Origin of the sequence: Neisseria sp. HMSC065D04 (genome assembly GCF_001815675.1) — a bacterium.
GTDB lineage: Bacteria > Pseudomonadota > Gammaproteobacteria > Burkholderiales > Neisseriaceae > Neisseria.
Window position 1 is genome coordinate 14,215 of the sequence record NZ_KV821501.1, and the last position, 13,656, is coordinate 27,870.

Here is a 13,656-nt window from a genome sequence, read left to right on the forward strand (position 1 = left end):
CGTACTGGTTTAAAGTTAATCCACTATAAAAATCCGATGCGGTAGGGAGTCTGCCAATGCCTGATATATTATAGTGCAAACTTCGCAGCGATACCGATTATCTGAAAATAATTTTGTTTGTTTGATTTTTATCCGGGTAGGGACAGCTTAGAGATATACTGTCCAATGGTTTTCAGACGACCTCTTATACAGATTGGGGTCGTCTGAAAAAATGAATACGGTAAGGAATGTTGCGTATATTCACGGAGTATGTGGTTGATGTGGAAAAAATGGTGGCCGATAGTATTGGCAATATTGGTAATAGGTATTGTCGGACGCAGCTATTATGTGATGCATGCTCAAGCACAGGATATCAAACATGCTTGGGTGGAAGTGATGAAGCAATACGGTCAGCGTTCGGCATTGGTATCCGATTTATCGAATGTCGTTAAGACGTATGCCGGCCCTGAAGAGGATATTTTGTTCAAGTTGTCTGACGTTCAAAGTCGGGCGGTCCGTATGAATCTGAATTTGGAAGAGGCTGCCAATCCGGCGAAATTGAAGCGTTTTCAGGAGGTTCAGGGAGAATTGAGCGGAATTTTGACACAAATGACGCTGATTTCAGACCATTATCCGCTTTTGGCGGAAAGCTTGGATTATCAGCGTCTGACTACGCGTCTTGAAGAGGCGGAAAACCGGATTAATCAAGCAAGGAACAACTATATTCAGGCTGTCCGCACCTATAACGCTACGTTGAGGCGTTTCCCGCAAAGTATGACCGCGAAACTTTTCGGGCAGTATGTAAGGGCAAATTTCAGTATTGAGAATGAACGTGAAATTTCCAATGCGCAACGGGTGCAATTTTGATACGGTTTCGCAGCCAATGGATTTGAGTGGTACCCAAAAGGGTCGTCTGAAAAACGTATTTTCAAACGACCCTTTTGTCATTTTGCAACGGATTATTGCCCGGTAATCAATATTGATATAGTTCGGTGATTTATCTGTTTGTTTTGTAAGATGAAAATTAAAGTGTAAAAAAGTTTAAATTATATTCGTATGTCAAAATAAATGATAATGCAATAAAACCTTGATGGGTAAGGATGGGAGGGAGATTTTCAATTGAATGAGAAATGAGCGGGATTGAGTAAAAACTAGCAATTCTTAAAAAACTATTGAAATATATGAATAATATTTTTATGGCGTATTGTATTTTCATTTGATTAAAATAATCTTGATATTGCGTCATGATGAAAATAACAGGGTGGGTTTCCAATGTAATATTGTTCATTATCATGGAAAAATAAATTTCCATTTATCCAAAATTTTTACCGTTAGCGACGAGAATGTAAGTTTTCTGCGAAATATCACTAAAATAACAATGTAGGCAGTTTGGCTGGTCTGTATTTTTGTCAAAAGGCCTATGCTTTTTAATTATATTCTGGGAGTGATTTATTATGACTTATCATTATGGCGGCTACTCATCCAAAGGCCACTTCAACGCATATTGCCCTCCGGTCAAACCGTACAATCCTTACTGCCCACCGAGCCATGGCGGTTTCGGTTACAAAGGCGGTTTCCATAACTACGGTTCTTCACACGGCTTCAAAATGCCTCACGGCAAATTCGGTCATGGCGCCTACTGCCCTCCGCCGAAACCTGCGTACAAATGCATCATCATCGATTTCAACTGCAACCCGGGTAAACCTTATTACCCTAAACCGGCTCCAAAACCGGTTCCTCCGAAGCATGTTGATCCTTACTGCCCACCGGTTGAGCCAAAACCACAGCCTCAACCCCACCCACAACCCCAACCTAAGCCGCAGCCACAACCTCAGCCGCAGCCTAAACCCCAACCGCAGCCTCAACCACAGCCGCAACCTAAACCACAACCAAAACCGCAGCCTAAACCCAACGATAAAGACTGCAAAGATTGCGTTGACGATCAAAACCAACACAATACCTACGGACATGACGACAAAAATCCGGGTAACATCATCCGTGTTGACGAATGCGACAAAGATCAAAACGGCGCAACCAAAACTGTGGGTACCGATAAGAAAGACACCATTTACGGTACAAGCGGCGAAGACGTGATTTATGGCGGCGACGGTGCCGACGTAATTTACGGTGGCGACGGTAACGACACCCTGCAAGGCGGTAACAACGGTGACTCCCTGTACGGTGAAGGCGGTAAAGACTACCTGCAAGGCGGTGAAGGCAACGACTACCTGAACGGTGGTGCCGACGCTGACATCATGCGTGGTGGTGACGGTAACGACGTTTACTTTGTTGACCACAAAGGCGACCAAGTTATCGAGTACGGTAATGCCAGCGGCGGTATCGATACCGTTCGCAGCGTAATCGACTACACCCTGACCGACAACGTTGAACACCTGTTCTTGCAAGGTTCCGGCAACCTCAACGGTACCGGTAACGCTCTGAACAACGACATCAACGGCAACTCCGGCAACAACCACCTGTACGGCTTGGCAGGCGATGACTGCCTGGTTGGTAAAGACGGTAACGACTACCTCGACGGCGGCATCGGCAACGATGTCCTGATCGGCGGTACCGGCGACGATACCTACTTCTTCGATAAAGGTTACGGTCGCGACACCATCCAAGACGAAAGCGGTAACGATACCCTGCAATTCGGCAAAGGTATTTCTGCTTCCGATGTGTTGTTGAGCAAAACAGGCAACAGCCTGACCGTATCTGTCGGCGGCGGTGACACCGTTACCATTGACGACTGGTTCTCCGGTAACAACCATAAGATCGAAAACTTCAAGTTTGCCGATGGCAGCACTTACGAAGTAACCGGTCATGGCGATTACTACTCTCTGTCAGCTGTAAACAGCATCCAACAACAAACCCAAGTTCCTAGCATCTAATCTTTGATTAGCTATACTTAGGATTGATAAGGTCGTCTGAAAGCGTCTGCATCCGTGCAAAACGTTTTCAGACGACCTATTTTGTAAACAATCTGACCCAAAAATCCAAATTCGGATAAAATAACGGAATCCTGTTTAAACCGAGTCAGCGAAGGGAGAAACCTGAAATGTCCGAAATCAGCTTGAAAAAGATTTACTCCGGAAAAGTACGCGATTTATACGAAATCGACAGCAAGCGCATGTTGATGGTCGCATCCGACCGATTGTCTGCATTTGACGTGATTTTAGACAATCCGATTCCGGGTAAAGGAGAAATTCTGACGCAGATTTCCAATTTCTGGTTTCAAAAACTGGCGCATATCATGCACAATCATTTTACCGGCGATACGGTTTACGACGTGTTGCCTGAACATGAAGCCAAAGCCATCGAGAAACGCGCGGTTGTCGCCAAAAAACTGACTCCTGTCAAAGTAGAGGCGATTGTGCGTGGTTATTTGGCGGGCAGCGGGTGGAAAGATTACCAAAAAAACGGTTCTGTCTGCGGCATCAAACTTCCCGAAGGGATGAAAGAAGCGCAGCAGCTTCCGGAAGTGATTTTTACCCCGTCCACCAAGGCTGCCGTCGGCGATCATGATGAAAACATCAGTTTTGAAGAATGCGAACGCATTATCGGTAAAGAGTTGGCGGCTGAAGTGCGCGCTAAAGCCATTCAGCTTTATACGGAAGCCGCAGAATATGCAAAATCACGCGGTATCATCATATGCGATACCAAATTTGAATTCGGGCTGGATGAAAACGGTACATTAACCCTGATGGATGAAGTGCTGACGCCCGATTCCAGCCGCTTTTGGCCGGCTGATCAATATCAAGTCGGCACTAATCCGCCGTCTTTTGACAAGCAATTTGTTCGGGATTGGTTGGAGCAAAGCGGTTGGAACAAAAAAGCTCCGGCACCGGACGTCCCTAGCGATGTTATTCAGAAAACAGTTGATAAATATCGGGAAGCATTAAATTTATTGACGGAATAATATAAAGGCGGACTGGCTGTGGCAAATCAGGTCAGTCCGTTTTTATTTTCCGATTAAAGAATAAAATCATAAATTTACAAAAATCCTCTGTTCATCAACGGATAAAGCATTTATGATGTCCTCCATAGCATCTCACAATAACTGTACTATATTTTATTTGAAAAAATAAATGGTATAGATAGGGCATCCGGTTTATAGAACCGGGAATAATCCAAATAATAGAAAAAGAAAGGAAATAATGATGCAACATCGTAGACGATTGGCTATCTTTCAAGCCGCAAAACGTGCTTCGTTCACTGGAAAACCAGTTGCACCGACTACACCGAAAGCACGCTAAGGAATAATGCTGAAATTCCTCACAATATCTAAGACCGCCCGTTTCTCGGACGGTCTTTAGTTTTTTGTACTGTTTCAAATGTGCCGCAATATAGTGGATTAAATTTAAATCAGGACAAGGCGGAAGCCGTGCAGACAGTACAGATAGTACGGAACCGATTCACTTGGTGCTTCAGCACCTTAGAGAATCGTTCTCTTTGAGCTAAGGCGAGGTAACGCCGTCCTGGTTTAAAGTTAATCCACTATAGAAAAAGGTCGTCTGAAAACCTTTGAATACAGGTTTTCAGACGACCTTTCATGTTTACAGCCTTACCGTAATGCTTTTACAGCTTTGCCAATGCCTGATTGAACGTTTCGCTCGGGCGCATGGCTTGGGCGGCTTTTGCAGCGTCGGGGGCGTAGTAGCCGCCGATGTCGGCTGCTTTGCCTTGTGCGGCGGAAAGCTCGGCAACGATTTTCGCTTCGTCGGCGGTCAGGGTTTCCGCCAGCGGCGCAAACGCTGCTTTCAATTCCGCGTCTTTATCCTGCGCTGCCAACTCTTGCGCCCAGTAGAGGGTGAGGTAGAAATGGCTGCCGCGGTTGTCTAGTTCGCCTGCTTTGCGTTTGGGCGATTTGTCGTTCAACAGCAGTTTTTCGGTGGCGGCATCCAGCGTGTCGGCGAGGACTTGGGCTTTGGTGTTGCCGGTTTTTTGCGCCAGATGTTCAAACGATACGGCGAGTGCGAGGAATTCGCCCAGCGAGTCCCAACGCAGGTGGTTTTCTTCGAGGAACTGTTGGACGTGTTTCGGTGCGGAGCCACCCGCGCCGGTTTCAAACATACCGCCGCCGTTCATCAATGGAACGATGGACAGCATTTTCGCGCTGGTGCCGAGTTCCAAAATCGGGAACAGGTCGGTCAGATAATCGCGCAGGACGTTGCCGGTTACGGAAATGGTGTCTTCGCCGTTTTTCAGACGACCCAAGCTGAACTTGGCGGCTTCTTCGGGGGCGAGGACGCGGATGTCGAGGCCGTCGGTATCCAGTTCGGCAAGATAGGCTTTGACTTTGGTGAGCAGGCTTTTATCGTGCGGACGGTTTTCGTCGAGCCAGAACACGGCGGGCGTGTTACTCAGGCGGGCGCGGTTGACGGCGAGTTGTACCCAGTCTTTAACCGGAGCGTCTTTGGTTTGGCACATACGCCAGATGTCGCCAGCTTCAACGTCGTGCTGCATCAGGACTTTACCCGCCGCATCGATGACTTGAACTTGTCCGTCGGCTTCGATTTCGAAGGTTTTATTGTGCGAACCGTATTCTTCGGCTGCTTGTGCCATCAGACCGACGTTGGGCACGGTACCCATGGTTGTCGGATCGAACGCGCCGTGTTCGCGGCAGAAGTCGATGGTTGCCTGATAAACGCCTGCGTAGCTGCTGTCGGGAATCACGGCTTTGGTGTCTTGCGCTTTGCCGTCTTTGTCCCACATGCGGCCGGAGTTGCGGATCATCGCAGGCATGGAAGCATCGACGATGACATCGCTGGGGACGTGCAGGTTGGTGATGCCTTTGTCGGAATCGACCATCGCCAAATCAGGGTTGGCGGCGTAAACGGCGGCAATTTCGGCTTCGACGGCAGCGCGGGTGTCCGCATCCAGTTTGTCCAGATTGGCAAGCAGGTTGCCGAAGCCGTTGTTGACGTTGACGCCTGCGGCAGCCAGTTTGTCGCCGAATTTTTCAAAGACAGGCGCGAAGAACACTTTGACGGCGTGTCCGAAGATAATCGGGTCGGACACTTTCATCATGGTGGCTTTCATGTGCAGTGAGAACAATACGCCTTTTGCTTTCGCGTCTTTCACTTGCTCGGCAAGGAAGGCGAGCAGGGCTTTTTTGCTCATCACGGTCGCATCGATGATTTCGCCGGCTTTCAGGGCGACGGGCTCGCGCAACTCTTTCTTGTTGCCTTGTTTATCGGTGAACACGATGGATACGGAAGTCGCATCGGGTACGGTAACGGATTGTTCGTTATGGAAAAAGTCGCCGCTTTGCATGGTAGCAACGTGGGTTTTGGAGTCTTTCGTCCATGCGCCCATGCTGTGCGGATTTTTTTTCGCAAAGTTTTTCACTGCTTTCGGGGCGCGGCGGTCGGAGTTGCCTTCGCGCAAAACGGGGTTGACCGCGCTGCCTTTGATGCGGTCGTAACGTTCGCGCACGGATTTTTCTTCATCAGTTTGCGGGTCGGCGGGGTAATCGGGGACGGCAAAGCCTTTTGCCTGCAATTCTTTAATTGCGGCGGTCAGTTGCGGTACGGACGCGCTGATGTTCGGCAGTTTGATCACGTTGGCATCGGGCTGTTTCACCAGTTCGCCCAACTCGGCAAGCGCGTCGGGTACGCGCTGCGCTTCGGTCAAATATTCGGGGAACGCCGCCAAAATGCGGCCGGACAGGGAAATATCGCTGGTTTTGACTTCGATACCGGCATGGCGGGTAAACGCCTGCACAATCGGCAGCAGGGATTGGGTCGCCAGCGCGGGGGCTTCGTCGGTATGGGTGTAGATAATGGTGGCTTTGCTAGTCATGGGATATTCTCTTGTAGGTTAGGTTTTTCTTTTCGAATGCGGCGCAAAAGCGCGCTGCGTGGCTATTATGGCATATTTCGGCAGGCTTGGGATATGGTTTTAATATGTTATCAAGCGGCTTGCAAAAAGGTCGTCTGAAACGGCTTCGGTAGCGTTTTCAGACGACCTTTGGGGGATTATAGGGAATATTTTTTCTTTAATGCACGGACGGCTTTCAATATTTCTGCATTGCTTCTCTTAATTTCTTCCTGAGCTTTATTTTGTTTTTCTCGAAAAGCCATTACACCCAATCGGTTTATTTCAGGATCTTTCTCTCCTTCATCCATCAAGGTTTTTTGATGTTTTATCAAATATTCCAAAACATGACTTGCCAATATGTTGATTTCGATCCTCCGGTTGACCAGTGCTTTAATTTCAGGATCGCGGAAATCAGCATCCAAAAATCTTCCGGTAACTTTTTTCCACTCATCAGCCAGCTTTTTTGCAGCTTCAAAAAATTCTGGAGAATGTGTCGAATTTTCTCCAGCTCGGTTAAATTCATCTTGTGCTGCCATCAATTCCGAATGAGACTGTAAAACGATTTCGAAAAATTTAACCAAATCCGCCCGTCCGTATGGCGATTTCACATTTGAAATAGGGATTGGCTCCAGCAGTTTCGGGTTAGGATCGGGGAAGTCGTTAATCATTTTGGCATAATCAGCAGGTGGCATGACCTTGCCTTTGGAAGACTGCACCGCAACGCGTTTTTCGGCAACGGGTTTGGCAGCGGCGCTTACGTTGACAGTCAATGCGGATGCGGTCAGCAACACTGAAGCGAAGCGGATGAAAGCAGTCATAAAGCTCCTTAAATATTGCGTTGATAATCTGTTAGTCCGACGGTGGTAAAAAAGGTTTCTTATTTTCAGACGACCTTCGGGCAAACCTGATTGTCGGACATAGATATAGAAATTTAAAGGAGAAATGCTTTAGAAACAGCTAAGAAGATATTATCAAATATAGATTCCAACCTACGGTTTTCTCATAAAAAAGGTCGTCTGAAAATAAAATTTCAGACGACCTTTCAAGCATATAACCTGATTAACCCAAATCAAACGCTTTATGCAGGACGCGGGTGGCGAGTTCCATGTATTTCTCGTCAATCAAGACGGAAACTTTGATTTCTGAGGTGGAAATCATTTGGATGTTGATGCCTTCTTCAGCGAGGGTGCGGAAGATTTTGGCGGCAACGCCGACGTGCGAACGCATACCCAAGCCGACTGCGGAGACTTTGCACACGGTGTCGTCGCCGTCGATGGCGGCTGCGCCGATGCTGTCTTGCAGTTTGGTCAGGATTTCGATGGTTTGTTTGTACTCGCCGCGCGGTACGGTGAAGGAGAAATCGGTAGTGCCTTCGCTGCCGACATTTTGGATGATCATGTCGACTTCGATATTGGCATCGGCAACCGCGCCTAAAATCTGATAGGCGACGCCGGGTTTGTCGGGTACGCCGCGCACGTTGATGCGGGCTTGGTTTTTATCGAATGCGATACCGGTTACGGCAGCTCTTTCCATGTTGTCGTCCTCTTCAAAGGTAATTAAGGTGCCGTTGCCGCCGTCTTGCAGGCTGCTCAGTACGCGCAGGCGCACTTTGTATTTTCCGGCGAATTCTACTGAACGGATTTGCAAAACTTTCGAACCGAGGCTTGCCAGTTCGATCATTTCTTCAAATGTAACCGTATCCATGCGGCGCGCTTCAGGTACGACGCGGGGGTCGGTGGTGTAAACGCCGTCTACGTCGGTATAGATTTGGCATTCGTCCGCTTTGAGGGCTGCGGCGAGCGCAACGGCGGAGGTGTCGGAACCGCCGCGTCCGAGCGTGGAAATATCGCCTTCGCTGCTGATACCTTGAAAACCGGCGACGATGACGACTTTGCCCTCGGTGAGGTCGGCGCGCATTTTTTCGTCATCGATGCTTTCGATGCGGGCTTTGGTGTGGGAAGTATCGGTTTTGAGGGCGACCTGCCAGCCGGTGTAGCTTTTGGCATCCACGCCGATGTCTTTCAATGCCATTGCCAAAAGGCCGATGGTCACTTGTTCACCGGTGGACAAAACTACGTCCAGTTCGCGCGGATCGGGATGCTCCTGCATTTCGTGCGCCAGCGCAACCAGGCGGTTGGTTTCGCCGCTCATGGCGGATACGACGACAACGATGTCGTGTCCTTCAGCGCGGGCTTTGGCGACACGTTTGGCTACGTTTTTAATGCGTTCGGGCGAGCCTACTGATGTGCCGCCGTATTTATGTACGATTAACGCCATGTTTCGTGCTTTCTTGAGGGGAGTTGGTCGGGCAGTATGGTCTGCTGGAAAAGGGCTTATTATTACTATTTTTTACATGAAATTCAAGGCTGGGACGGGAATAATCGAATTTTCTACCGTAATCGGAGGATAAGGGCGTTGGAGTGTGATTCATGGCAAAAGGTCGTCTGAAAACCGAGGGGATGGTTTTCAGACGACTTTTTTTCAGTTGGGCAATGAAACCGGGTCAGGAACAATGGATTGACGGGTTGATTGGTTTGGAGAGTATGGCTTGCCGTCAAGCGGTGCGGTGTTTTTTGCCGCGTATCCATTTGGTCAATATGCCGCCTTCGCTGCCGAAGATGACGGACAGGGTGTATAAGACGCCGCAACACAAAATAATGGCGGGACCCGACGGTATTTCGACGTGATACGAAAACAGCAAGCCCGCAAAGCCGCAGAAGAGTGCCAGCAAGACTGACAATAAAATCAACATACCCATATTTTTTGCCCACAAGCGGGCGGTAATGGCGGGCAACATCATCAGTCCGACCGACATCAGCGTGCCGAGTGCTTGAAAGCCGGCAACCAAGTTCATAACCACCAACACCAGAAACACAACATGCCAAAAGCCGCCTTTCCCGCCAACGGCTTTTAGGAACAGAGGGTCTATGCTTTCCAAGACTAAGGGGCGGTAGATGATTGCCAAAGCGGTGATCGTTATGCTGGCGGCGATGGCAATCAGTTGTAATGCAGGGATGTCCACTGCCAAGACGGAACCGAACAGCAAATGCAGTAAATCTACGCTGCCGTCCTTCTGTTTGCTGACCAAGATGACGCCGATTGCCAGACTGCTCAAATAAAATGCGGCAAAGTTGGCATCCTCTTTCAAAGTGGTGAAACGGCTGACCAATCCTGCCAAAAGAGCCATCAGCATGCCGGCAACAAAGCCGCCTATGCTCATTGCCGGCAGGCTCAAACCGGCGAAAATATAACCTATCGCGGCTCCGGGCAAAACGGCGTGACTTAATGCGTCTCCAACCAGGCTCATACGGCGCATCACGAGGAAAACGCCGACAGGTGCGGCACTGAGTGCCAAACAGAATATCGATGCCAGCGCATAACGCATGAAATCGAACTCTGCGAACGGAGAAATCAGTAAATCGTAAAAATTCATGGTGTTTGCCGTTTGGGTTTGAAAATAATCGATGCAGGCGCATTATCCTGATTCTGCCGCATAAGGGCAAATGGGATAACCGCCTGCAATCGTTTTCAGACGACCTTAAAAGGTTGCGGCTTCTGCCAAGATTTTACCTGCCAAGTCTTTGGGCGACAGGTTGGGTTCGCCTTGCAGCGGCCATTCGATGCCGACGGTCGGGTCGTTCCAAATCAGCGAATGTTCGGCTTTCGGGTTGTAATAGTCCGTGCATTTGTAAACGAATTCGGCTTCATCGCTCAAAACGTAAAAGCCGTGTGCGAAACCTTCGGGTACCCAAAGCTGGCGTTTGTTTTCAGCCGACAGGATTTCGCCCGCCCATTTGCCGAAAGTCGGCGAATCCTTACGCATATCGACGGCAACGTCGAACACTTCGCCGACAACGACGCGGACGAGTTTGCCTTGCGTGTTTTCGGTTTGGTAATGCAGGCCGCGCAATACGCCTTTGCCTGATTTGGAATGGTTTTCCTGCACGAAGGTGCGGTCGCAGACGTTGGCCTTAAACCATTCGTCGCGGAAGGTTTCCATGAAGAAGCCGCGCGCGTCGCCGAAGACTTGCGGTTCTAAAAGTTTGACTTCGGGAATGGTGGTATCAATGATTTTCATATTTTCAATTCCACTTGAACGAATCAAGAAAACTACGTTTGATGCTATGAATACAATAGGTTTGAGCTTAGCGGTTTATACCCGCCAACAAGCGTAACAGGTATTGACCATATTGGTTTTTTGCCATCGGGCGGGCGAGTTCTTCCAAACGCTCGTCTGAAAGCCAGCCGTTGCGCCAAGCGATTTCTTCGAGGCAGGCGACTTGCAGGTCTTGGATGTTTTGCACGGTTTGGACGAATGAAGCGGCCTCGTGCAGACTTTCATGCGTACCGGTGTCCAACCATGCAAAGCCACGCCCCAAAAGCTGGACGGACAATGAACCGTCGTCAAGATACATTTGGTTGAGCGTGCTGATTTCGAGTTCGCCGCGCGCGGACGGTTTGACTTGTTTGGCAAATTCTACGACGCGGTTGTCGTAGAAATATAAGCCCGTTACCGCCCAGTCGGATTTGGGCTGTTTCGGTTTTTCTTCGATGGATAAAGCATTGAAGTTTTCGTCAAATTCGACGACGCCGAAACGTTCGGGGTCTTTGACTTGGTAGCCGAACACGGTGGCGCCGTGTTTTTTGGAGGCGGCTTGTTTCAGGGTTTGGGTAAACGACTGGCCGTAGAAAATATTGTCGCCTAAAACCAAGCAGACGTTGTCGTTGCCGATAAACTCTTCGCCGATGATGAATGCTTGTGCCAAGCCGTCGGGGCTGGGTTGTTCGGCGTAGCTGATGGAGATGCCGAAATCGCTGCCGTCGCCGAGCAGTCGTCTGAAAGAGGGATTGTCTTCGGGGGTGGTGATGACCAAGATTTCGCGTATTCCCGCCAACATCAATACGGACAGGGGATAGTAAATCATGGGTTTGTCGTACACGGGCAGGAGCTGTTTGGATACGCCGCGCGTGATGGGGTAGAGGCGCGTGCCGCTGCCGCCGGCAAGGATGATGCCTTTCATGGGGGTCCTTTGTTGGTCTGATTGTTGAAATCAGCAAAATGTGTGAAATGGATTTTAAGGTCGTCTGAAAACATAGTTTGTGCATGGCTAATGTTTTCAGACGACCTTCGTTTTTAAAGGGGCTTGCCATTTACCATGCCGAAGAAGCTTTTGATATCGAAGTAAACGGAACGGATGTCGCCTGCTTCATTTTGCACATCAATACGGTCATAGACGCCGCTGTTTTGCTGCAACAGGGCTTGTCCGACTTTGCGGTATCCCGGCATATTTTCTGCAATCCAGCGGTTTTCGGCGCCAATGCCGCGCATAGTGTCGTCTTCAATGATGACAACTGCCCGCTCAATAGTGCTGCCATCGGCTTTTGTCATCTTTTTAACAGTCGTTTGTGTGGCATGATGTCGCGTTTCTTTTGCCAGAACCGGCATAGAGACGAACAAGGCTGAGGTCAAAGTTGCCGATAAGACTATGCGGGACAGAGAATGCATGGAAATACCTTTTTCGATGATGCCTGTTGTTTGCAATGTAGGGCAGGTATGGTTTACAGCTTGCCCATACGTTCCAGACGGTAGCTGCCGTTCAATACATTTTGCCACCAGGTTTTGTTGTTCAAATACCATTGCACCGTTTTGCGGATGCCGGATTCGAATGTTTCCTGCGGTTTCCAGCCCAGTTCCCTGCCGATTTTGGCGGCGTCGATGGCGTAGCGCACGTCATGGCCGGGGCGGTCTTGCACGAAGGTAATCAAATCTTCGTAGCGCGCCACACCGGCTGGTTTTTCGGGAACGAGTTCTTCCAACAGGGCGCAGATGGTTTTGACCACTTCGATATTGGCTTTTTCATTGTGTCCACCGATATTGTAGGTTTCGCCGACGACGCCTTCGGTAACAACCTGATACAGCGCGCGGGCGTGGTCTTCGACAAACAGCCAGTCGCGGATTTGCATCCCGTCGCCGTACACGGGCAATGGTTTGCCGTCGAGCGCGTTCAGAATCATCAATGGAATGAGTTTTTCAGGGAAGTGATAAGGACCGTAGTTGTTCGAACAGTTGGTTACGATGGTCGGCAGTCCGTAAGTGCGCAGCCATGCACGCACGAGGTGGTCGCTGGACGCCTTGGAAGCGGAGTAGGGGCTGGACGGGGCGTAGGGCGTGGTTTCGGTAAACAAATCGTCCGTGCCGTGCAAGTCACCATAGACTTCGTCGGTGGAAATATGGTGGAAACGGAAAGCTTCACGTTTTTCAGACGACATTTGCTGCCAATAGGCGCGCGCAGCTTCCAGCAGGTTGAACGTACCGACGATGTTGGTTTGGATAAATTCGCCTGCTGAATCGATAGAGCGGTCGACATGACTTTCCGCTGCCAAGTGCATCACGGCATCGGGCTGGTGTTGCGTAAACACGCGGTCAAGTTCGGCACGATCGCAAATGTCCACTTGCTCAAAAGCGTAACGGGGACTGTCGGCTACGTCAGTCAGTGATTCGAGATTGCCCGCGTAAGTTAATTTGTCGAGGTTGATGACGGAATCTTGGGTATTTTGGATGATGTGGCGGACAACTGCCGAGCCGATAAAGCCAGCGCCGCCGGTAACGAGGATTTTTTTCATGGAATGGGTCTGAGATACAGTACAGCTTTGAATTATAACTGTATACATGTATACGTGTATACATGGAGGGAATTTAACGGCATGGTATTTTTCTTGCCGTTTAGGTGAAATTTATGCCATTCATCTTAACAAATATATTTGTCATTATGGTTATGGTATATTTAAGGCGTTTATCATAAATTTATCCTAATGTTATTATGACTGCCCGCCAATCCTACCACCTCACCTTCG

The 13,656-nt window shown here is 49.2% G+C and carries 11 protein-coding genes; 3 read left to right on the plus strand and 8 right to left on the minus strand.

Annotated elements, in window-relative coordinates; translation table 11 throughout:
- The first annotated feature begins 258 nt into the window (after nt 1-258).
- From HMPREF3050_RS05325 to HMPREF3050_RS05340, 3 genes are all read left to right on the plus strand, one after another.
- On the plus strand, nt 259-846 hold the full coding sequence (locus tag HMPREF3050_RS05325; RefSeq protein ID WP_246830229.1) for a LemA family protein: 588 nt from the start codon (nt 259-261) through the stop codon (nt 844-846).
- Between the two features lie 587 nt (nt 847-1,433).
- Complete coding sequence (locus tag HMPREF3050_RS15005; protein WP_242925894.1) at nt 1,434-2,870, plus strand: calcium-binding protein; 1,437 nt, start codon at nt 1,434-1,436, stop codon at nt 2,868-2,870.
- 167 nt (nt 2,871-3,037) lie between these two features.
- The gene (locus HMPREF3050_RS05340; RefSeq protein WP_070773873.1) at nt 3,038-3,898 is read left to right on the plus strand and encodes a phosphoribosylaminoimidazolesuccinocarboxamide synthase; all 861 of its coding nucleotides are present in this window, start codon (nt 3,038-3,040) and stop codon (nt 3,896-3,898) included.
- 659 nt (nt 3,899-4,557) lie between these two features.
- On the opposite strand, the gene HMPREF3050_RS05345 is transcribed toward HMPREF3050_RS05340, so the two are convergent.
- The 8 genes from HMPREF3050_RS05345 to rffG all read right to left on the minus strand — a co-directional run bounded on the left by HMPREF3050_RS05345 (nt 4,558) and on the right by rffG (nt 13,425).
- On the minus strand, nt 4,558-6,783 hold the full coding sequence (locus HMPREF3050_RS05345; protein ID WP_070773875.1) for an NADP-dependent isocitrate dehydrogenase: 2,226 nt from the start codon (nt 6,781-6,783) through the stop codon (nt 4,558-4,560).
- A 176-nt stretch (nt 6,784-6,959) separates the two neighbouring features.
- Nucleotides 6,960-7,619: a hypothetical protein gene (locus tag HMPREF3050_RS05350; RefSeq protein ID WP_070773877.1), complete on the minus strand. Its 660-nt coding sequence runs from the start codon at nt 7,617-7,619 to the stop codon at nt 6,960-6,962.
- 241 nt (nt 7,620-7,860) lie between these two features.
- Nucleotides 7,861-9,078: an aspartate kinase gene (locus HMPREF3050_RS05355; protein ID WP_070773879.1), complete on the minus strand. Its 1,218-nt coding sequence runs from the start codon at nt 9,076-9,078 to the stop codon at nt 7,861-7,863.
- A 277-nt stretch (nt 9,079-9,355) separates the two neighbouring features.
- Nucleotides 9,356-10,234, minus strand: coding sequence for a metal ABC transporter permease (locus tag HMPREF3050_RS05360; protein WP_070773881.1), 879 nt, complete (start codon nt 10,232-10,234; stop codon nt 9,356-9,358).
- Nucleotides 10,235-10,339: 105 nt separating this feature from the next.
- The gene (gene rfbC, locus HMPREF3050_RS05365; RefSeq protein ID WP_003761465.1) at nt 10,340-10,879 is read right to left on the minus strand and encodes a dTDP-4-dehydrorhamnose 3,5-epimerase; all 540 of its coding nucleotides are present in this window, start codon (nt 10,877-10,879) and stop codon (nt 10,340-10,342) included.
- A 67-nt stretch (nt 10,880-10,946) separates the two neighbouring features.
- Nucleotides 10,947-11,822, minus strand: coding sequence for a glucose-1-phosphate thymidylyltransferase RfbA (gene rfbA, locus HMPREF3050_RS05370; protein WP_003761467.1), 876 nt, complete (start codon nt 11,820-11,822; stop codon nt 10,947-10,949).
- A 113-nt stretch (nt 11,823-11,935) separates the two neighbouring features.
- Nucleotides 11,936-12,439 carry an adenosylhomocysteinase gene (locus HMPREF3050_RS15010; protein WP_246830230.1) on the minus strand — a complete coding sequence of 168 codons (504 nt, stop codon included), beginning with the start codon at nt 12,437-12,439 and terminating at the stop codon, nt 11,936-11,938.
- Complete coding sequence (gene rffG, locus HMPREF3050_RS05380) at nt 12,361-13,425, minus strand: dTDP-glucose 4,6-dehydratase (RefSeq protein ID WP_070773883.1); 1,065 nt, start codon at nt 13,423-13,425, stop codon at nt 12,361-12,363. Before rffG ends, HMPREF3050_RS15010 begins: the two co-directional genes overlap by 79 nt.
- Nucleotides 13,426-13,656 lie beyond the last annotated feature (231 nt).